17 protein-coding genes are annotated in these 22,550 nt (G+C 41.4%); 9 read left to right on the top strand and 8 right to left on the bottom strand.

What is annotated here, in order from left to right; all coding sequences use genetic code 11:
- Positions 1-30: 30 nt before the first annotated feature.
- Entirely contained in the window at positions 31-3,183 is a 3,153-nt protein-coding gene (locus NYE25_RS08615; protein ID WP_341145707.1) for an alpha-mannosidase, read from the top strand.
- A 129-nt stretch (positions 3,184-3,312) separates the two neighbouring features.
- A complete protein-coding gene (locus NYE25_RS08610; protein WP_341145706.1) occupies positions 3,313-6,720 on the top strand; it encodes a glycoside hydrolase family 2 protein in 3,408 nt (1,135 codons plus the stop codon).
- 57 nt (positions 6,721-6,777) lie between these two features.
- On the opposite strand, the gene NYE25_RS08605 is transcribed toward NYE25_RS08610, so the two are convergent.
- The 4 genes from NYE25_RS08605 to NYE25_RS08590 form a co-directional block, all read right to left on the bottom strand.
- On the bottom strand, positions 6,778-7,206 hold the full coding sequence (locus tag NYE25_RS08605; RefSeq protein WP_341147705.1) for an ROK family protein: 429 nt from the start codon (positions 7,204-7,206) through the stop codon (positions 6,778-6,780).
- A 29-nt stretch (positions 7,207-7,235) separates the two neighbouring features.
- The gene (locus tag NYE25_RS08600) at positions 7,236-7,475 is read right to left on the bottom strand and encodes a hypothetical protein (protein ID WP_341145705.1); all 240 of its coding nucleotides are present in this window, start codon (positions 7,473-7,475) and stop codon (positions 7,236-7,238) included.
- Positions 7,476-7,615: 140 nt separating this feature from the next.
- Positions 7,616-8,185 carry a hypothetical protein gene (locus NYE25_RS08595; protein WP_341145704.1) on the bottom strand — a complete coding sequence of 190 codons (570 nt, stop codon included), beginning with the start codon at positions 8,183-8,185 and terminating at the stop codon, positions 7,616-7,618.
- A 210-nt stretch (positions 8,186-8,395) separates the two neighbouring features.
- Positions 8,396-9,265 carry a LysR family transcriptional regulator gene (locus NYE25_RS08590; protein ID WP_076286242.1) on the bottom strand — a complete coding sequence of 290 codons (870 nt, stop codon included), beginning with the start codon at positions 9,263-9,265 and terminating at the stop codon, positions 8,396-8,398.
- 151 nt (positions 9,266-9,416) lie between these two features.
- Between NYE25_RS08590 and NYE25_RS08585 the strand changes: the two genes are divergently transcribed.
- The 7 genes from NYE25_RS08585 (at position 9,417) to NYE25_RS08555 (ending at position 19,575) form a co-directional block, all read left to right on the top strand.
- Positions 9,417-11,153 carry an ABC transporter ATP-binding protein gene (locus tag NYE25_RS08585; RefSeq protein WP_341145703.1) on the top strand — a complete coding sequence of 579 codons (1,737 nt, stop codon included), beginning with the start codon at positions 9,417-9,419 and terminating at the stop codon, positions 11,151-11,153.
- Positions 11,150-12,889, top strand: a complete 1,740-nt coding sequence (locus NYE25_RS08580; RefSeq protein WP_341145702.1) for an ABC transporter ATP-binding protein — start codon at positions 11,150-11,152, stop codon at positions 12,887-12,889. Before NYE25_RS08585 ends, NYE25_RS08580 begins: the two co-directional genes overlap by 4 nt.
- A gap of 153 nt (positions 12,890-13,042) precedes the next feature.
- A complete protein-coding gene (locus tag NYE25_RS08575; RefSeq protein WP_341145701.1) occupies positions 13,043-13,822 on the top strand; it encodes a sporulation protein in 780 nt (259 codons plus the stop codon).
- 198 nt (positions 13,823-14,020) lie between these two features.
- Positions 14,021-14,734, top strand: coding sequence for an ABC transporter ATP-binding protein (locus NYE25_RS08570; protein ID WP_341145700.1), 714 nt, complete (start codon positions 14,021-14,023; stop codon positions 14,732-14,734).
- A complete protein-coding gene (locus NYE25_RS08565) occupies positions 14,727-16,328 on the top strand; it encodes a hypothetical protein (RefSeq protein ID WP_341145699.1) in 1,602 nt (533 codons plus the stop codon). Before NYE25_RS08570 ends, NYE25_RS08565 begins: the two co-directional genes overlap by 8 nt.
- 134 nt (positions 16,329-16,462) lie before the next feature.
- On the top strand, positions 16,463-18,070 hold the full coding sequence (locus tag NYE25_RS08560; RefSeq protein WP_341145698.1) for an S-layer homology domain-containing protein: 1,608 nt from the start codon (positions 16,463-16,465) through the stop codon (positions 18,068-18,070).
- Between the two features lie 212 nt (positions 18,071-18,282).
- Positions 18,283-19,575 (top strand): galactokinase, encoded by a 1,293-nt coding sequence (locus tag NYE25_RS08555; protein WP_341145697.1) that lies wholly within the window; start codon positions 18,283-18,285, stop codon positions 19,573-19,575.
- 93 nt (positions 19,576-19,668) lie between these two features.
- Here the strand turns inward: NYE25_RS08555 and NYE25_RS08550 are convergent, their stop codons facing one another.
- The 4 genes from NYE25_RS08550 to NYE25_RS08535 form a co-directional block, all read right to left on the bottom strand.
- Positions 19,669-20,187 carry a GNAT family N-acetyltransferase gene (locus NYE25_RS08550; protein ID WP_341145696.1) on the bottom strand — a complete coding sequence of 173 codons (519 nt, stop codon included), beginning with the start codon at positions 20,185-20,187 and terminating at the stop codon, positions 19,669-19,671.
- Between the two features lie 25 nt (positions 20,188-20,212).
- Positions 20,213-20,665 carry a MarR family winged helix-turn-helix transcriptional regulator gene (locus NYE25_RS08545; RefSeq protein ID WP_339242038.1) on the bottom strand — a complete coding sequence of 151 codons (453 nt, stop codon included), beginning with the start codon at positions 20,663-20,665 and terminating at the stop codon, positions 20,213-20,215.
- 342 nt (positions 20,666-21,007) lie between these two features.
- Positions 21,008-21,724, bottom strand: coding sequence for a glycosyltransferase (locus tag NYE25_RS08540; RefSeq protein WP_341145695.1), 717 nt, complete (start codon positions 21,722-21,724; stop codon positions 21,008-21,010).
- Positions 21,721-22,428, bottom strand: coding sequence for a glycosyltransferase (locus NYE25_RS08535; RefSeq protein ID WP_076286234.1), 708 nt, complete (start codon positions 22,426-22,428; stop codon positions 21,721-21,723). The genes NYE25_RS08540 and NYE25_RS08535 overlap by 4 nt, the downstream gene beginning before the upstream one ends.
- Positions 22,429-22,550: the final 122 nt, after the last annotated feature.

Below are 22,550 nucleotides of genomic sequence, written 5' to 3'. Positions count from 1 at the left end.
GAAGCGGACGAACGATCAGGGGGATTATTAATGATTAGAATACAACGGTTCATTCGAGAGTTATCTGAACGACAGTGGCTCGAATCGATCCCCATTAAAGACTGGGACGTACAATCAACAGAATATATTTTACCGGGTAAATATTCGGAGGAACGCGCTTTTGTAGGAAGCGAAGCCTTTGATTTATTCCCAAGCAAACAAGGTACAACGTATATGCTGCGTACGACGTTATCCATTCCGAACGAATGGGCTGAGGACGCAGTAGGCTTATATTTCACCTCTGGATCAGGTGGAGAAGGACTGCTTCGTATTAACGGGCAGTCATTTCAGGGGTTGGATCGAAATCATCCATTTGTGAAGATACCAGCACGGGTTGGCAAACAAATCGAAGTGGAGATTGAACTGTTCGATGCTGTACCGGAGCCTGTAGATCCGTTAAACAAGCAAGCGACCATCCATGCTCCCATTCGCATGATTCATAGCACGCTAGTCTATGTGAACACAACAGTGCAGTCGTTGATGTATTCTGTGAGCGTCATTATGAATGCTGCGGAATTGCTACCAGCGTCAGATTTTCGTCGTACTCGCGTGATGGAAGCTCTATATACAGCTATGGATGCATTTACTTTGCTATCACAAGAGAAGATTGCAGGCGGTGCCGCAGCTTCAGTTGAACACCACCTTGTCGAACAAATAAGACAGATCGGTGGCAATAGCGAAGGTGTCATCCATATGGTAGGACAATCTCATATTGATATTGCATGGCTGTGGCCATGTCGTGAGACAGTGCGTAAGACGAGTCGGACGTTCTCAACTGTAAATGCTTTAATGGATGAATTTCCTGAATATCGGTATGCACAGAGTCAGCCGTTGCTCTTCGAGTATTTGAAGTTGAATGATCCAGTGTTATATGAGCGTGTAAAAGAACGAATTCGTGAAGGCCGCTGGGAGCTTGTCGGTGGCATGTGGGTGGAGCCGGATCTCAATATACCAAGTGGTGAATCATTGATGCGGCAAATGCTCTACGGTCAACGATTTTATCAGCAGGAATTTGGAAAGCGATCCTTTATAGAATGGTTACCGGATACCTTTGGCTACTGTGCATCATTACCGCAAATTTTGAAGCATGGTGGCATGCGTTACTTCATGACGACGAAGCTGAATTGGAATGATACGAACCCATTTCCGTATGACTTGTTTTATTGGGTAGGCATTGATGGAACGCCAATGCTATCGTATTGCAACCATGGGGTAAACGAGGATACGCAGCCGAAGGATGTTCATGAACATTGGCAATCTTATAAAGAGAAAGCTAAGCATCCGGAACAAATGTTATTGTATGGGCATGGGGATGGCGGTGGTGGTGTCACGCGTGAGATGCTCGAATATATTCATCGCTCGGATCTCATGATCGGTCAGCCCTCATCTCAATTTAGTAGCGCGGAGGCATTCTTCACGGGTATTTCCGAAGCAAATCCAAATTTACCGAGCTGGTACGGTGACCTGTATCTTGAATTACATCGAGGTACGTATACGACACATGGGCGTAACAAACGTAATAATCGGAAGGCTGAGGTTCTGTATCGTGAAGCAGAGTTATGGTCTACGTTGGCGCGATCATCGCTGAGCTCAGAACAAGCAAAGACGTTACAGCATGATTTACATGAGGGATGGAAGTTGATTTTATTAAATCAGTTCCATGATATTATTCCGGGTTCTGCCATTACAGAAACGTATGAGACATCGATGAAAGAGTATGTGGAAATATTCGAGCGTGGGACAGCAAGCTTACAGACCGGGATGGCAGCCATTGCAGCAAATATTCAGATCCAAGGGACGATGGGAGGAACACCGTTCCTTGTATTGAATAGTTTGGGCTGGAGCCGTGATTGTGTATTAGAGCTGACTACCCAGGATCTTATCGATCAAGGTGTTACGAATATTGAATGGCATCGCTTATCGATCGTGACTACGGATGGAGAATCATTGGATTATGAAGTTAGTACCTATGGAACGACCAAGATCCTTCGAATTCGTGTACCGAATGTTCCGGCAATGGGCTACAATACGATTCTAGTACGTGAAAATGAAGTAACTGTAGTGCCAGAATCGCCGAAAGTATTACCAGCGCTGCTTGATGTGTGGGAGACAGCCTACTATTGTATACGCTTCAATGAACAAGGAGAAATCATAAGCTTATTCGATAAACAAGCGAATCGTGAGATTGTGAAGGCGGGTGAACGGGCGAATCAGTTCCATTTCTTCCATGATCGTCCGACGCTATGGGATGCGTGGGACATTGATCCGCGCTATGAGCAACAGTCTGCTGGAGAGGCATTTCTGTTAGAGAAGAAGCTAATCAGCTCAGGAGCTGTTGCTGATGTTATAGGCTTCCGTTGGCGTATAGGACAATCCACGATTGAGCAGGAGATGGTTCTATATCATCATCATGCTCGCATTGAGTTTAGAACAAAGGTGGATTGGCAGGAAGCTCATAAGCTGCTGAAGGTGGGCTTCCCACTCGATGTTGTAACAAGTCGAGCCACTTATGAAATACCGTTCGGTGCTTTAGAGCGGAATACACATCGCAATACAAGCTGGGATCAAGCGCAATATGAAGTATGTGGTCATCGCTTCGCTGATGTGTCTGAGCATAGCTATGGTGTCAGTGTGCTGAATGATTGTAAGTATGGTTATGATACCCAAGGAAGTACGATTCGTCTTTCCTTGCTACGTGCGCCAAGATGGCCGGATATATCGGCAGATCAGGGATATCATGAGTTCACCTATGCACTGTATCCACATGCCGGTGATTGGCGCCAAGGACACACACTTCGAGCAGCAGCAGAGCTGAATCATCCACCTGCTTATATTGCAGTGTCCACGGTAGATGCTACAGAGCTACCGAGCACGAATGTATGGGATCGATGTTGTTCGTTGCTTCCATTTATAAGTGAGCATGTTGTCTTGGAGACGGTCAAATGGGCTGAGGATGGCGATGGCATCATTCTTCGTATGTATGAATCCGCTGGAGGTCGTGAGACGATCGAGCTGAAGTGGCCGTATCCACATCAAGCGGTGTATGTATCGAATGCCTTGGAAGAAGAAGTCATGTTAATGGACAGCTGGCAACTGACCTTTACACCTTATGAAATAAAAACGATCAAGATTAAGACTGTATAGTCAAAATTGGACGAATCCTGCATCTGAAAGACATAGGAAGACGACTGCGGTTCGTTCTCTTCCTATGTCCATTTTGGAATGATATTGACGCTAGGCATCCATCAATCTATGTTCGGAGGTTGAATTAGCATGATCATGGCAACATCAGTACTAAACAATTCGACAGCATGGAAAAGACCTACAATAATTACGAAGCCTACCTATACTTCGGGCACGAAAGATCCTGTGATATGTCTCAATACATGTCTTGAGAATCAATGGTATTTCAGTATGAATCCACTCTCAACTGAACATATTGAGGCACAAAACCTCGATTCTTATGATTGGCATGAAATCATTGTTCCTGGTGAAGTTGCTATGCAAGGCTATAATATCGAAAATGACACACCATACTACTACACAACTTCTTTTATGATTCCAGAAGATTATGATGGAAAGCATGTAATCCTAAGGTTCCATGGTATATATTCCAAAGCTAAGGTATGGATAAACGGTTTGTATAACCGTGATCATCAGGGTGGATTTACGACATGGGATTGTGATATTACGGATCAGATCCGCGCTGGGCAAGCTACTACTATCGTCGTTGAATTCATCGATGACATATGGGACCCTTCAATTGGTAGCAAATACGCTCATCATAATATTGGTGGGATTCTAAGATCGATAGAGCTTATTGCAGTACCTAAGACGCATCTTACTAGATTTCATTATGACATTGAATTTGACACCGCTTACAATAACGCGTTTTTGCAGGTATCACTAGGTGCCGCACTCCATCAAGCTAAAGCTGTTTATGTTCAACTTGAGCTAACAGACCAACAACAATCCCTCGTAACACTTGAAGAGCACTCTATCGTTTTTGAGCCTGAGCAACAACACCTCGATATATCCTTCAACATTCAACACCCAAAGAAATGGAATGCTGAGCAGCCCTATCTATACACCCTACATGCCAAGTTATTTGACGATGAGCATCAATTGATCGAGCAAGCTGAAGTACAGGTTGGATTCCGACAAATCTGCTTCGCAGGAAAGAACGGGACAGATCCGAAAGAAATCTACATTAATGGAGAACGAATTAAATTAAGAGGCACATGCCGCCATAGTATCCATCCAAAGCTCGGTAGAACAACAACACCAGAAATGGATATACAGGATGTCATATTGCTACGAGAGCAAAATGTTAACTACGTACGAACCTCCCACTATCCACCATCGGAGGAGTTTCTTGCGGCGTGCGATGAGCTTGGCATGTATGTAGAGGAAGAAACAGCCGTTAACTTCCAGTATGCAAATGGACCTGGACCATGGCGGGATGACGAACCATGGTATATGAATCAATTAGCAGAAATGATAGAACGTGATCGTTCTCATCCTAGCGTCATAATATGGTCATTAGCTAATGAGAGTGGCTGGCGCGCTAATGAGGAAGGGGATAAATTCAGAAGACAACTGCAGTACGTTCAGCAAGAGGAGACGACTCGGCCAACTAAATTCAGTTATCCGTTCTTAGTTGAGGATGGCAGTACAACCGATATTTACAGCGCACATTATATTGATTATACAAATGATATGGATTATCATTTAGTCACTTATGGGGTGTCTGAGAAAGATATCGTAATTAACTATTCTTCCCCTGTTATTCATGATGAATATGCACATATCGCTTGTTATAACATCGAGGAACTTGAACGAGACAATAACGTACGCAACTTCTGGGGTGAGAGTGTATATAAGATGTGGGATAAAATTGTAAATACGCATGGTGCGCTTGGTGGTGCATTGTGGGCTAATATTGATGATATATTCTTCCTGCCAGAAGGTGTCCCCGAACGACATCAACAGCATTCAATTGGTACTGCCGCAGGTTACGGAGAATGGGGGAATATGAGTGATGTCTGGCGCAGACAAAAGCCTGAATATTGGATGACTAAGAAAGCCTACTCCCCAATTCGGATTATGGAAGGCACCGTAGGGAATCCAGGATATGCCCCACTCGTCATCTCAATTAGTAACTGGTTCAATCACACTAACCTGAATGAAGTGAACATTTGCTACAGCATTCACGTGGATGGGCAAATTATTGCTCAACCGTCTTTCTATGGACCTGATATTAAGCCATACTCAAGTGGGCAACTCGAACTTCCAGCACGAGATTGGAGCGATCGAGAGCGCATACATTTACAGTTTCAAACATCGGATGGGATAGTCGTAGATGAATATCTGCTCCCAATTGCAACAAGAAAGTTCATATTCTGTGATGCCCAGTATGAAGCATTAAAGGTCGAAGAAACGGATGAGCAATATCTCATTCGTAACAACATGGTTTCTTTCACATATTGCAAAGAATCAGCGGTGCTCTCTCAAGCAACTTTCCAAAACCGAGTCATACTTACAGGTGGCCCGCATTTGAATTTGACTGGTGTCGAGCTTGGTCATTGGATTCCAGGTTCCATTCATGTAGAAACTTGCGAGAATGACCAGCAGATTGTAGTCACAACTACTGGTCATTACACACTAGGCATAAAAGTTTTATTTGTTCAGAAGCTGTTCGCAAGTGGTAAATTTGAAATTCGCTATACGGTGGACAATGTTGAACTTGAGCTTGAGATACAAGAACTTGGTGTAGCAATCGATATGCCTGAGCACATCGATTATGTGGAATGGCAGAAATCAGGACGATTCAGTGTTTATCCTGAGAATCATATAGGGAGACTTACCGGGCGTGCCAACCGGGTTCGTAAAGCTAGTGATGAACAACCAGATGTTTACGGAGAGCAACCTGCGTGGGAATGGAAAGACGATATGCGCAACTATTATTTGGAACGTAAAGAAGATTCTACTAAAGGAATAGTTACTAATGATTTCCAAACGATGCGAGAGTATATTCACTTCTATGCTGTTGGCCTAGCAGATACGGACGCCACTCTACGCGTAGAATCCAACGGAAACGAGGCTGCTCGAATAGCTTATATGTATCAACCGCCTACATTAGTTAGTTATGCGGATACCGATTCATTAACCTATAAGGGTGAATGGCAGCACCTACAAGATTCAAAAGCTATCATAGGTACGGTGTGGCATTCGAATACTCCGGGATCTACCATTGAATTCTCATTTTACGGTACAGGCGTTCAGTTCATGTATAAGAAACATAAAACTGGTGGAACGATGCATGTTCACGTAGATGATCAGCCCAAGCATATCATTGGTACACATAGTGATATTGGTATGCCACTGTACCAACAACGATTTACTTGCAGAGAACTTCCACTCGCGTACCATAAGATTACCATTGGAGTCCCCTTCGATTACGAGGGAGCGGAAGTTGTCATCGAGGCATTCGAAATTCTGAATGATACCATTCCTGCAAAAATCATAGCACAGCTTATTATCAATCAAGGCTGGTATTACCCAGCGTTAGGCTGGGGGAACTATTGCGGAGAACCAATCCGTATTGAATCAGGTTATTCGCAAATGACTACGTTCAGAATGACTAATAATCCTCAAATGATTATAGAGTACGGTAAATAACGTATGATAGTATGAAAGGTCGGCTACTCAAATAATGGGTAGCCGACCTTCCATTTTTTATGAGAATAATTGATCAATACCTTTGAACGTATTCTCTATAACATGCTCAGATGTATAAATAGATAGATGATGTGGTAGTAGTCCCTGTTCGAGCGCAGGTCCAAATACATCAAAACTTTTCGCGATTTGTCCGCCAAGCACGAGTCGCTGTGCTCCAAAGCCCACGATATAGGGATCAAGCATCTCAGCTAGACACGAACCAAATTCTTCGAATACTTGTTGATAGGCGAGGTTTCCCTGTCTTGCCAGATCAGCGAGCTCCTTCACATCCATGCCTTCTATCCAAAATCCACGTTCCTGTGCGGCATGTAGAATACCAGGACGGGAGAACACTTCATCGATCATTGTATGGCGATAAGGCCTATCATAGAGCTCTCCATTACGAGGAACTCCCTCACCCTCAATTCGGATTTTTCCTTGATCAATGAAAGCAGAGCCCAGCCCTGTGCCGAGTGTTAAAGAGATAAAACGTTCTTGTGGAACACTGCAGCAGATAAATCGTTCGATATTGTTGTTCCAAACATATATTGGTATTGCATGATCGTCATGAATTGCTGGAGCGTAGTGCTGGCATCCTCACTTGCAAGCGAAGGGACTTGGAATTGAGAAGCTTGAATGGAGCAGCCATTCATGACGAGACTGGACTTGATAAAGGTCCCGCCAACGTCGAGTGCGATAACGAATTTAGTCTTCAAGGAAGCTCACATCCCAAGATTTGGATACCCCAGTTTTTATGAGCGTACAAGGCTGGCTACCTAAATTCTCAACTCGATAGGCACCGAATGTAGCAGGCAGGATATAGGACTCCGCATACCGGAATTCGACTGAGACGGATTCATTGTCGCAGGATATAATTCTCACCTTCTACGAGATTGAACATGACCATTTGGTGATCCGTATGATCTTCCCATTTATCAGTTAAATGTAATCGGTGTACATAGAAAAGTAGATCCTCTCGTTGACCAAGTTCCACCATTTGGTTGCGACCTTGGGATTGTAATAGTACGGGCTTAGCGATTAAATTCTCCTGCACCCACGCTGTTTTCTTATAGAAATCAATATTCGGAAAGGCGTGATCAATATTAATCGGACGAGGTTTACCATCCATTCCTTTGCGCAAGAAATCATAGATTTTAAACGTAAACCACCATGTTGTTGATGAAATCTCGAGGACAAGATTATTTTTTCCTGATGCATGCATTGTACCTGTTGGAATGAGGAATAGGTCGCCTTTTTCAGCTTCAAACTCGTTTACATAGTCTTTTAATGGGATAGGAATAGCCGTTTCCTGCGCTGCCTTCACCGCTTGATAGAAATTTTCTTCGGTGCAAGTATCCGTTAATCCCAAATAGACATGGGATGTTCCTTGCTTCTCCATAATGTAATAGGATTCTTGCTGCTCCATAAATTCATTAAATTCACTTCGAATATACGATTGCTTAGGATGGACTTGGCAAGATAAATTGTCACCCTCTATCGTATCCAAGTAGTCGAAGCGAATCGGGAAGTAATCTCCGTATAATTGAACGTTGCGTTCGCCGAGAATGGCAAGATACTCATAGAATAATAGAGTTCTTCGGTGCGATCGCTACATATATAGTAACGTGCCTGTTGTTTAACCATTCTTAAAGCTTTCAATAAACTTGGAAGCTAGTGATGATAAGTATTTATCTTTGATCCAGACGGCGGCGACCCGCGTGCGAAGCGACTCACTACTGATTTCTTTATAGATCAAATTACGATTACTCGTTAATTCGAAAGCGGATTTGGGGATAATTCCGATGCCGAGACCAGCATTTGCCCAGAGCAGTGTTGTTCGCGCATCATCATTCATACAGAAAATTAGCGGATCAAAACCATTCTCAAGACAGGTTTCCCGGATAAGCTGCTCAAAACGGCGGTAGATAATGAGCGGCTTATCTTTTAACTCACCGATCTCAACGAAGTTTTCATCTGTTTTCCAGTCATACTCTGGAGTCATTACGGCAATCATAGGCTCAGCTTGTGTGTAAAGACATTCTAAATTTGTAGCATTAAAGGGTGTCCGGACAATGCCAATCTCGACAATGCCCTTGTTCAAAAGGTCGATGATTCTGAAGGTATTCCCTTCATGGATTTCAAATTTAACGCCTTGATACGTTTTGTGAAACTCACATAGTCGATCTTGGAGCAGGGTCGCTCCTGAGGAAGAGACAGTGCCAATGGCGAGAGTTCCTTTTAAGCCTTTGACAAAATCATTGAGCTCCCGGGCAGTGGAATCAGCCAGCTCCAGAATTTGTTGAGCCCGGTCACGCAAAATGGCTCCTGCTTCGGTAAGTTGTACACTGCGCGGACCTCGATCTACAAGCTTGACGCCTAGTTCTTCCTCAAGCAGCTTAAGCTGCTGACTGAGCGGAGGCTGAGCCATTTGCAGCTTTCTGGCTGCAGAAGTAATCTGCCCTTCCTCAGCGATAGCCATAAAATATTTAAGCTGTCTAATATCCATAAAAAGAATCCTCCGAACTTGAGATATGTTAATCGTATGGGAGTGATACGAATCAAATATTATTAATATGTGAGTAGATATGCCATAATCATAACTGTTATTATACATATTTCAAGTGCTTAAATACTTCTTATGTTGGGTGTGGATGACGTTGTTTAAAATTGCAGTCTATTTAAAGCCGTACAAAAAAGAAGCCATCATCGGTCCAATCTTCAAGCTGATGGAAGCGATTCTGGAGCTGATTTTGCCTACTATTGTCGCATTAATCATCAATAACGGGGTAGGAAATCATGACAGTGCTTATGTATACCGTATGGGTGGCCTGATGGTGCTGATGTCTCTGCTTGGCTTCGGTTGCTCCATGGTGTGCCAATACTATGCAGCACGAGCATCTCAGGGATTCGGCACGACGCTTCGTAATAAAATGTTCAAACATATTACATCTTTATCGTACGCTGAGCTGGATATGTTCGGTACGCCTACGCTGATTAACAGAATTACCAATGACGTAAACCAGCTGCAGATTGCAGTGGCTATGCTGATTCGCCTGGTTATTCGTGCGCCGTTTATCTGTATCGGGGCTATCATAATGTCCATGATTTTGGATTTTAGATTATCGCTGATTTTAATAGCGGCAACGCCGATTTTTGGCATTATATTATATTTTATTATCACTCGAAGTGCACCTTTGTATCGAAAATACCAGCAGAAGCTGGATGCCCTTGCGCTCGTTCTTAGTGAGAATTTGTCGGGGATACGAGTCATTCGTGCTTTTGCGAAGAGACGTACGGAAAAAGAACGTTTTGATGCCTCATCTGAGGATTTAACCACTACAGCGATCCGGGTCTCGCGGATTTCCGCTTTACTTGGACCTATGACGACACTTGTAGTAAACGCGGCGATCATAGCTATTTTATGGGTAGGTGGAATTCACATTGATGGGGGGCAATTGTCTCAAGGTGAGATCATTGCCTTTATCAATTACGTAACTCAAATCTTGCTGGCACTTATAGTGGTCTCCAACTTGGTCATTATTTTTACAAAAGCCTCATCTTCTGCCAATCGTGTGAATGAAGTGCTGAGTGTCAAAGCATCCGTGTCCGAGGACGGGAATGTTGTGATGACTGAACCTGATCATACCGCTCCTGCCATATCATTCGATCATGTATCGTTTGGTTATAATACAACAGGAGAATTGGCATTAGAGGATATTTCGGTAGTCATTAACCGCGGAGAAACTGTGGGGCTGATTGGCAGTACGGGTTCTGGTAAATCTACTTTCGTGAACTTAATTCCACGTTTTTATGATGCAGTGCAAGGTGAAGTTAAAGTGGATGGAGTGAATGTCAGAGATTATAAGCTGCATCAGCTTCGAGAGAAAATAGGGATTGTGCCGCAAAAAGCAGTGTTGTTTACTGGAACAATCGCTGAGAATATTCGTTGGGGTAAGGAAGACGCAAACGAGGAAGAAATCATGCAAGCAGCCTCTGTTGCTCAGGCGGAAGAGTTTATTCGTAAATTGCCAGAAGGATTGAATACGCAGGTATCACGTGGCGGACTTAATTTATCCGGGGGGCAAAAGCAGCGCTTGACGATAGCTCGCTCAGTGGTAGGTAAGCCGTCGATTCTAATTCTGGATGACTCCTCCAGTGCGCTGGATTTCGCTACTGATGCGGCTCTACGTAAAGCGCTCAAAGAGAGCAGCCAGCAAATGACCGTACTCGTTGTCTCGCAGAGGGTGAGCACTGTAAGGCAAGCGGATAAAATTATGGTATTTGAGGAAGGGCGGATCGCCGGTGTCGGAACCCATGAGGAACTGATGCGTGGTTGTGAAGTGTACAAAGAAATCTGCCTGTCCCAGCTATCGAGTGAGGAGTCGGGCCAATGAACAAAAACAACATTTGGAAAAGACTAATTGTATATACAGGACATTATAGAAAAATTGCTATTGGGGCAGTTATATGCGCGTTACTCAGTGTGATCGCCAGTCTAATCGGACCACTACTTATCGGTAAAGCCATTGATTTTATGCTCGGACCGGGAGAGGTGGATTTTGACGCCGTACTTAGATTGCTTTTGATTCTGGCAGCGGTATATATTGTCGGCAGCTTTTTCGGATGGCTCCTTACCTATCTGACGAATCGAATCGCCTACCGGACTGTATATGACTTACGGCGGGAGCTTTTTGATAAATTAAATGTTTTGCCTTTAAAATTTCACGACAACCACCCGCAAGGAGACAGTATCAGCCGGTTTGTTAACGATATGGATGCCGTCTCTGATGGACTGCTGCAAGGTTTCTCCACACTGCTTACAGGGATCATCACCATTGTTGGGGCAATTGTGCTTATGTTGTACATCAGTCCTCTGATGACCTTAGTAGTTCTTCTGTCAGCACCCGCCACCTTTTTTGTGGCCAGATTTATTACGATGCGATCTCAAAAGATGTTTAAAGAGCAGGCGAAGATTCTCGGTGGTCTTAATGGCTATGTGGAGGAAATGATCGGCGGGCAAAAAGTAGTCACCGCTTATCATTATGAAGAACGTGCAATGTCTCAGTTTGAAGAACAAAATGAGACATTATATCAGACCGGTGTGAAGTCACAATTTTATGGCTCCTTATCCAATCCGACAACGCGGCTAGTAAATAACGTTACGTTCTCAGTTATAGCTATGATCGGTAGTGTTATGGTAATTCGGGGTCATTTCACGGTAGGGGATCTGTCCAGTTTCTTGATCTTCTCCAACTTGTTCGCTAAGCCGTTTAATGAAATAACAGGTGTGATTACACAGCTTCAATCGGCAACTGCCTCTGCGCAGCGGATCTTCGCCATTCTCGATCTAACACCAGAACCCGCTGATTCTAAGGGCGCCAAAATCATGAGTACAAGTCAAGGAACCATTACCTTCGAAAAAGTATCCTTTGCTTATAATCCAGAACGTCCCTTGATTAACGATTTCAGTCTAGAAGTGAAGCCCGGTACCCGAGTTGCGATTGTAGGTCAGACTGGAGCAGGGAAGACGACGCTGGTAAACCTGCTCATGCGTTTCTACGATGTGGACCGTGGGTCCATCAAGATTGATGGTGTGGATATTAAGACCATTACGCGTGACAGTCTGCGACGTAATTTTGGGATGGTGCTGCAGGATACTTGGCTCTTTGGGGGCACGATCAGAGATAATATTGCTTACGGGAAACCTGGGGCTACAGAGGAGGAAATCATCGCTGCTGCTAAAGCTGCTAATGCTCATAGCTTCATTAAACGTCTGCCTGAAGGGTATGATACGAAGATCAGTGGCTCAGGGGATAATCTCTCCCAAGGACAGAAGCAGCTGCTTACCATTGCACGAGTAATGCTTGTAGATCCTCCTATGCTCATCTTAGACGAGGCTACAAGCAGTATTGATACATTAACTGAGGTACGGATTCAGAAAGCTTTTCTGACTATGATCGCTGGTCGGACCAGCTTTGTGATTGCCCACCGATTGTCAACGATTCGAGAGTCGGATCTTATTCTTTTTATGAAGGATGGAGACATTGTGGAGAGTGGTACGCATGATCAACTCCTAGCCAGCGGTGGATATTACGCTAGATTATATAACAGTCAGTTCGCATCAGCGTAGGCTTTGTGAAGAAAAAGAAGTATTCGACCCTATTTGGGGTGAGGATGCTTCTTTTTTGTCAGTAGCATGGCTTTTACTGTCCCGTAAATGAAACCTCAGGAGGTTCCCTTCGTATCCTTAAATATGCAAATATTAGGGAGGGAATTCATTACAATGTCAATGTTTAAACGAATGCTCGCGAGTGCCGGAATTGGAGCGGCTAAAGTAGATCTCATGCTCCATCAAGATTTCGTGAACGCAGGTGATACGATCAGTGGTTCCGTTCGAATTCAAGGTGGCCGAGTGGATCAGGAGGTCGATGACGTCTACGCATTCGTTAAGACGCGTTACTTGAAAGAGCTGAACGATAAGAAGATGGAAGTGGAAGCGACGGTATCCAAATTCCTGTTAGCAAGTAAATTTAAAGTAGTGGCGGAGCAGGTCTATGAATTTCCTGTCTCATTCCAGCTTCCGGCGATAACGCCAGTGACGTTAGGTAGATCGCCGGTTTGGATTCAAACCGGACTTGATATTAAAGAGGCAATTGATCCGAAGGATCAGGATTATCTTCAAGTAGGCCCTCATCCATATTGTGCTATTATTTTGGATGCGATGAATCAGCTCGGGTTCCAAATTCGTGAAGTGACTTGTGAATATTCACCGCGTTATGGCAGGATCAATGGGTTAGATTTTGTTCAAGAATTTGAATTCGTTCCCCCCTCACAGTTCCGGAATCAACTAGACGAATTAGAAATCGTTTTCTTTCCAAATGAGGATGGCATTGAGTTGCTCCTACAGATTGATCGCAAGGCACGTGGTTTAGCTGGTTTGTTCGCCGATGCGCTTGATACAGATGAGAGCTTTGTGAAAATACGCTTCGATCACAATCAACTTGCTTACGGAGTTGACTATGTAGCTGATCAACTGCTCGCAACGATCCATAAATACGTATAAACAGGATTATAAAAGAGAGGGGAGAACCCCTCTCTTTTTTCGTTTTTATAAAGAAAAATTTATTTATATGAAGGAATGAACTAAATGGACAGGATAAACGTACTATAGTAAAACTATCCTAACAATGTATGAAACGGTAGGCATTGATTGCATGATGAAAGTTACTAATACGAATACGAACGGAGAGGGAGTGCCAAGATGTTGACAATAAAGCATTTTACCAAGAGCTATAAGGGCGGTAAGAAGGCAGTGAATGACTTGAACTTAGTGGTCGAGAAAGGAGATATTTATGGCTTTATCGGTCATAACGGCGCGGGGAAAACAACGACGATTCGGGCAGTAGTAGGTGTTCTTGATTTTGAAGAGGGGGATATCGAAATAGGTGGATATTCCATCAAAAAAGATCCTTTAGCCTGCAAAGCGATCACTGCGTATATTCCAGATAATCCAGATCTATACGATCATCTGACCGGCATTCAATACTTGAATTTTATTGGTGATCTTTTTAGTGTATCGAAAGCAGATCGGGAGTTGTTGATTAAGAAATATGGCGATGAATTTGAGATTACATCTCATTTGGGGGATTTAATCTCCTCGTATTCTCATGGTATGAAGCAGAAGCTCGCGATCATCTCAGCACTGATACATAAACCGAAGCTGTTAGTTCTGGATGAGCCCTTTGTGGGACTTGATCCAAAAGCGGCACACACGCTTAAAAAAATCATGACGGAGATTTGCAGTCAGGGCAGTGCGATCTTTTTTTCAACGCATGTACTGGATGTAGCGGAGAAGCTCTGTAATAAGATTGCCATCATCAAAGCGGGAGAATTGATTACGCATGGGAAAACAGAAGAGGTGAAGGGTGACAGCAGCCTTGAAGATGTATTTTTGGAGTTGATTAAGCATGATTAATATCTGGAGATTGACGAAGATTCAGCTGATCTCTTCCTTTGGGTTAAATAAAGCTTTGCACACACGTGATGTGAAAGAAAGACAAAAAATGCTGTGGCTGACCATCGGGATCCTAATTGGAATTGTTATGATGGCTGTGGTTTCATTTGGTTATAGCTATATGATAGCAGAGACCCTTGAACAGATTGGCCGGCCAGAGCTGCTCCTTGCGATAATGATGGCAGTTACTTGCTTAATCGGATTTTTTACAACGATCTATAAGGCTAGTGGTGTATTATTTGGCTCCAAAGACTACGATCTCGTAATGTCGCTGCCAATCAAAACGAGTAATATTGTAGCAAGTCGGGTGGCTCAGCTTTATGTGTTAAACCTATTCTTCTCTTTGATGGTGATGGTACCTGCAGGCATTGTTTATGCTATAAAGGTGAATCCCGGCGTACTATATTATTTGTATTTTTTGATTACACTGTTATTTATTCCTTTAGTGCCGATCATAGCTGCAACGATTATAGGTGCTCTGATCAGCTGGGTTTCCTCAAGATTTAAAGGAAGTCGTATAATAACGCTCATCCTAACTTTTGTTGTAATTATTGCTATAATTGTTGGTTCAGGTCAAATAAATGGTAACAATCCACAATTACTTGCGGATATGAGCGCTCAAATTGCTGATCAAATATACAACTTGTATCCTTTGACGCTTATGTATGTAAATGCGGTTTGCTCGTTTCAGTTTGATTCCTTAGTATTGTTTATTGGTTTTTCACTGATTTCTTTTATGCTGTTTACCATCGTGCTTGGTAGCAAATATAAAGCGATCCACACAGGTCTTACGACTTCTTTTTCAAAAAATAAATATCAAATGAAATCACTTGCAGTATCCTCACCGCTTTATACATTGTATAAGAAAGAGCTGCGTCGCTATTTTAGTTCTTCTATCTATGTACTTAACACGAGTATAGGCATGGTAATGTTACTTGTGTTAGCGATCGCCTTATTGTTCGTTAGTGCAGAGCAACTAGGACAACTCGTTGAGATACCAGAGCTTTCAAATTATCTGAATCGACTGGCTCCACTGTTTGTTTCCGTTTTTGTAACTTTAAGCTGTACGACATCCAGTTCTATATCGCTCGAAGGTAATAATATTTGGATTTTAAAAAGCGCACCTGTGCCGACAATAACGATATTGCTAAGTAAAATTGCAGTGAATCTTACGATTACCGTGCCGATTGCGGTTGTAAGTAGTGTGCTCCTTATGATATCACTAGGTACGGGATGGGTGGAAAGCTTGCTATTATTGGTTATTCCGGTCCTTTATGCTTGTCTTACTGCAATGACTGGTGTACTCGTTAATTTGAAGTTACCTAAACTGGAGTGGACAAATGAAGTATCGGTAGTCAAACAAAGCGCATCCGTCTTAGTGGCGATGTTGATAGGGTTTATAAGCTTACTGATTCCATTTGGTTTGAGTCTGCTGCTATCTGATCTGAATGGCAATCTCGTATTGTTAGGGATTGGAGTACTAATAATAGTGGTTTGTGGTGCGATGTATCGATATATTCAATCCAAAGGGGAGCTTTTATTTCGGGCTCTTTAAATCATAGGGGGATCCTAAAAGTCGTAACGGCTAGTGGGATGCCCTATTTTTTTGCGCTCTACCAATATTTTAGCAGTGTTTATAGCTTCTATCCTTGGTATAATTCGAAGATTATATCCGAGGAGGATCATCTCGTGAACAATAGATTTGGTAGATTTGTAATTACGATACTTGTAGTAGTGCTTGTAGCTGGAGTATTTATTCAACATATATCGGCTGATGATGAGGCGCCTTTTAAGGATATAGATACTAGTTATGCTAAAAATGAAATTATAGATTTGTATCACCGCAACATATTAACCGGCACAACGGCGACAAGCTTCTCACCTACTAAATCGATTACTAGAGCGGAATTCATTACGGTTCTTGACCGTCTGCTAAAGCTTGATCCGGCAGTCAGTCCAGTATCTCCTTATACAGATGTAGCTAAAAAAGCTTGGTATTACGGCTGGATACAGGCAGCTGTTCAGCTTGAGCTGGCTAACGGCACATCGGCAACTACTTTCACGCCAGCAAAAGCAGTTACCAGGCAGGAAGCGGCTGTATGGATGGCCAAAGCTTTAAAGCAAACAAACCATACTCATGCTCTAACTTCGTTCAATGATCGAAATAAGATTGCTAGCTGGGCAAGATCAGCTGTTGCTACTGTAAATGATCTAGGTTTGATGAAGGGGGATAATCGCAAGAATTTCCGCCCCTCTGATCCTATAACTAGACAGGAAACGGCCGTCCTGATTGACCGAGTGCTGCAAAATGAGAGTTGGGCAGCAGAACTCGATGATGAGCCGGAGGATCGAATCGTTATAGGCTGGCAATATGGGCAGACGACGGCACAATATGAGAATACGGTTCTGAAATCCAACGTTAACACCTTATCACCACGGTGGTATTATGTAGGAAAAACAGGTGCAGTAACGGATTCAACGGATACTTCGCTGATCACATGGGCAAAGAAGAATAATAAGAAAATATGGGCGATGGTAGGCAATCGATCGGATCAAGAAGCGACCCATCAAATGTTGTCGAGTGTAACCTCAAGGAATACGGCAGTAAATCAATTAGTAGCTTTAGTGAGCAAATATAGATTAGATGGACTAAACATTGATTTTGAAAATGTAGCGCCTGACGATCGTGAGTATTTGACCTCGTTCATTACATTATTAGCTGAGAAAATGCATGCTCTTAACGCGAAGCTATCAATAGACGTCTCTCCTGATCTTGGAACAGATTGGACAGATGCTTTTGACTACGCTGCACTAGGTAAGCAAGTGAACTATATGGTGATGATGGGTTATGACGAACATTATGACGGGAGTAAGCTTCCAGGGCCCAATGCTTCTATTCCTTTTGATCATCATGCAGTGGATACTGTACTAAAGGACGTACCCAGCCATAAGGTTATATTGGCACTGCCTTTATATAATCGTGACTGGACATTGAATCAGAATGGTACGGTTTCATCTTCAAAGTATATCTCGCTTCCGGAGCAAAATCAGATAATTAGTAGCTATGGAATGAAGCCCGTATGGAATGAGACTTTAGGACAATATGTTGCCAACTATTCAAAGCAGTCCATAAAACACACGATCTGGATTGAGGATGGCCGTTCATTAATAGCAAAATACGATTTAAGCGTTAAGAACAATCTAGCCGGAATTGCTTATTGGTATATAGGTGGGGAAAGCGCAGATATATGGTCTAGCGTAAGTAATGCAGAGAAATTTTACGATTATACCTTTTAAAAAGAAAGACTGGATGCATATAGCTACCTTGCTATGGCATTCAGTCTTTTTATTTGGTTATCACAGCGCAATAACATATACACTAAATATATATATTTGAGGAATTATAAGTCATAATCATCCATATAAAAGTTACATTTTTCACTAGTATGAAATAATTAATAAATGCTATATTCTTCTTGATCAATTATACATATGGAGGAATTCAAAGGATGCCATCAATTACAGAAACAATTCAACTGATCGAATCAAAAGAATTTCAAAGAACACTAGAAAGTCTGTATGGTGATGTTCCATCTATCATTAACGATCAAAAGCAAAGATATAAAACCTTGGTTCAGGAATATGTAAAAAAATTTGCAGAGGGCGAAGTGTTTCTCTTTAGCTCACCAGGGCGCAGTGAAATTAGTGGCAATCATACAGATCATAATCTGGGTAAAGTAATTGCTGCCAGTATAAACATGGATTGTATTGGAGCGGCTGCGAAAAATGATCAAAATATTATTCGTATAAAAAGCATTACCTATAACGAAGACTTCAATATTGATTTGAATTCGAGTGGGAATAGCCTTAACCTTTCAGGAACATATACCTTAGTTAAAGGGATTTTGGACGGTTTTGAACGTTACGGTTATAAATTAGGCGGTTTTGATGTTTGTATCACAAGTGATGTCATAAGTGCAGCAGGTGTAAGCTCATCAGCTTCTTTTGAGATGTTGATATGTTCAATTATTAATTTCTTCTACAACAATAACGAGATGGATGTCGTTACCTGTGCCAAGATAGGCCAATATGCAGAGAATTCAGAGTGGAACAAACAATCGGGTTTGCTCGACCAAATTGCTTGTGGATATGGGGGACTAATTTCGATTGATTTTAAAACCATCGAGGCTCCGCTGATCACTACATTAAATTTTTCATCCATTGACAAAGGTTATGAGTTATTTATTGTCCCCACAGGTGCAAACCATGCAGATTTAAGTGAAGAATACTCCTCAATTCCAACAGAAATGAAGGCTGTTGCCCGAGAACTTGGGAAAAATGTGCTTCGTGATTTAGAAAAGCAAGATATATTGGACAACCTGGACAAACTTAGAGAGAGTGTTGGAGATAGAGCTGTATTGAGAGCACTGCATTTCTATGAGGAAAACATTCGAGTTGATCAACAAGTAGAAGCTTTGACAGACGATAATGCAAACAGCTTCATAAGACTCGTAAATGAATCTGGAAACTCATCCTGGAAATGGCTGCAAAATTGCTATTCTAACTCTACTCCTACTGAACAGGGTGTGACACTATATTTGGCATTAACTGAGCTGTTTATCAAGGAGAAGGGGGCAGGAGCCTGCAGGGTACATGGAGGCGGTTTTGCAGGAGTTATAATGGCTTTATTGCCAAAAGAATACACGGATTCCTATAAAGCATATATGCACTCATTTGGTGTTGAGCAGATTTATCCTGTCCGCATTCGTAAGCATGGTGCTATTAATTTAAATCTATTATAGGCGTTTATCAGTCGGCACCTAGTTAGCGTATATCTATATACTTGGTGCCGATTTTTTTTCTGATGATGTTCTAGTTTACGAAATATGAGAATATTAACTGAGTGTTTTAGTCATTATAAAATCTATTTGTTCTTCATTACCCATATAGAAAGAGTGAGTCCCTGTTTGAACGAAATTCATTTTTTCATAGAATTTAATTGCATTCTTATTTTTTTCCCAAACGCCTAACCAAATCTTCTCTTTATTCTGATCTTTTGCTATGTCTAAAGCCTTATTCATCAGGTATTTACCTAGTCCCCGTTTATGAAATTTTCCCCTGATATAAATCCTCTCGATTTCAAGCGAATCATTACCCATTTTTTCTGATTGGGCATCATTAAAGTTTAGCTTTAAATACCCAGCAACTTCCTTATTCAAAAAAATAAAATAGAATTCCGAACAATTATTTAATAATTCTTTTCCTAATTGTTTCAAATTAAAAGCACGATCTAAGTAAGCTTTCATAATTGCAGGTGAGTTTTGATTCTGAAATGTATCGTTAAATGTTTCAACACTGATTTCTTGGAGCAACCCTAAATCTTCAAACGTACACTTTTTTATATTTAAGGTCATTTTTATTTGTCCTCCGTTTACTAAGTCAATAATCTCTTTTGTTTCCTTTTTTGACTAACTCCCAGTCTTTTTCTACATTTTTTCTGACTCTCTGCAGCAAAGTAAACATAGTTTCTACTTCACTCTCAGAGAATCCAGATAATGCGACCTTATTGGAATAATCGTTTTCCCTTTTTATGTATGGGTACAAAGTAACCCCTTTCTCCGTTGGAAATAGTTTTTTTATTTTTTTATTTTGATTGTCTTCTTTCTTTTCGATAAATCCATTAATTTCTAATTTCTTAATTGCACGTGAAGCTGTTGTTCGATCTACTTTTATCATCTCAGCTAACTTTTCTTGAATTATTCCTGGGTTTTCACATATTCGAACAAGGTACAAATATTGCCCTTTTGTAAGGTCATGTTCTGCAAATTCTATATTGCTTATTGAATCTAATGCCCTAGCTATCATTCCAATTTCACGTAGGATTTCCTTCATAAATAACTCCTTAGCGCGTATTTTGTTGTAAATGCAATAAATAATATATATAAACTTATCTCATAATTGTTGCATTTGCAATAAAAAATAAATAAATAAAATAGCGAGGTGAGTAAAGTGAAGCGTGACTTCTATCTATTAGAAATTTTAAAAACTAACTCTTGGTATTTTACGATTTGAAGCCCTTATAAAAAGACTGGATAGCAACATGGTTATGTTGCCATCCAGTCTTTTTATTGGGTTATTACCGCACAAATGGTAGTCTCTCGTTATTGAATAGTGTCCGGTAACATCAGCAAATAACTCGATCTGGCCAAAGTCTGCATTTCGTATTTCATTAATTCAGTTTCGAGTGACGTATTTTTTGAAGTTTTTTACTTTAATAACTTTAACACTTTTTGATAAAAGCTTCTTGTCGCTGACGATCCAGGTGTGATCTTTGGAGTTTTTTCTACGAATTGCAGCGAAGTTATACTTATTACCTGCGTAAATCTTAAAGCCATGAGCTGCGCAATCAGCACAAAATTTAACGCATTCACCTCTGTTCCGATTTGGAAAAGAAATCTGATCGAACACCTTGCGTTTAATGAGTAGGGTCGCACCTTGAACATTAGTTACATATTTATTCTCCATTCGGAGGTAACGAAGCAAAAGTAACTTCTTATCATTCAAATACATATAGTGAGCCCGTTTTCCAACGACATCTGCTTTAGTCTTATGGAGTATTTGCATGCTATCAGTTAAATAGTTGGAAGCGTAATAATCGTCATCATCAAATTTTGCAATATAACTATAATTCGCTAATTGCACACCAAAATTCAAACAATAACCGAGAGAATGATGTTCCGGTACTTTAAAAACCCACACATTCTTATGTTTTTTTGCAGCAGCTGTATAGTCATCTATCTTCAAACTATCATTATTTATGATTACGATAAGTTCTTTAAGATTAAAATTTTGTCGTCGATAGTTATCAAACAGTGTATTTATACAGTCAGCTCGTTTCGTACAGGTCAGAATAGATACAGCAGATATAGTGGAATCTGTAGCCCGTTTCATAATTTGATCTTTGGACTGCGTCCAACAAATGCTTTGTAATTTTTAATATTACGGATGATCTTATGGTTTGCTATTAAAGTGCTATCACTGATGATCCATGTGTGCTTTGAAGAGTTTTTTCTACGGATGGCTACGAAGTTATTCTTACTCGCAGAATAAACCTTATAACCTTTCTTTCTACTTCTGCTGCAAAAAAGATCATCTTCACCCACGTTTTTATTAGGGAATTTCACATGATCGAATACTTTACGTTTGAAGACGAGTGTAGCGCCTGGGAGATGGGTAACTGTTCGATGTTCGTCATGCGCGAAACGAAGGATTAAAGTCTTTGAACCACTTAAATACATATAATGAGCTCGTTTTCCAAGAATATCAGCATTTGTTCTATTTAATGTCTGAATACTTTCTGTCAAATAATGAGGGGCATAATAATCGTCGTCATCGAATTTGGCGATGGTATGATATTTGCATTTCGTGACGGCATAGTTTAAGCATGAACCCAGAGTTTGATGTTCTGGCTTACGAAATATCTTTATGTTTTTGTATTTTTTAGCTAAGTGTTGGTAGGGGGAAAGTGGAATTGCATTGTTATTGATAATAATGATGAGTTCTTTTTGGGCATATCGTTGTCTGTTGTAATTTTGGAGTAGGTTGTTTAAATAATTTTGACGATTTGTACAGGTAATAATAGAAACACCTTTCATCTAACCAACCCCTCAGATGCTTTTTTTGGAAAAAGTCTCATAATACGATATGTCCAAGTTAGAATAGAGTAACGGCATATTAACCTCAGGGATGCAAATATGGATTTTTATAAAGAACACAA

It is taken from the genome of Paenibacillus sp. FSL E2-8871 (assembly GCF_038000345.1).
Classification (GTDB): domain Bacteria; phylum Bacillota; class Bacilli; order Paenibacillales; family Paenibacillaceae; genus Paenibacillus_AQ.
Note: the sequence above shows the minus strand (reverse complement) of the source record. Positions and strands in the feature narration are given on the sequence as shown.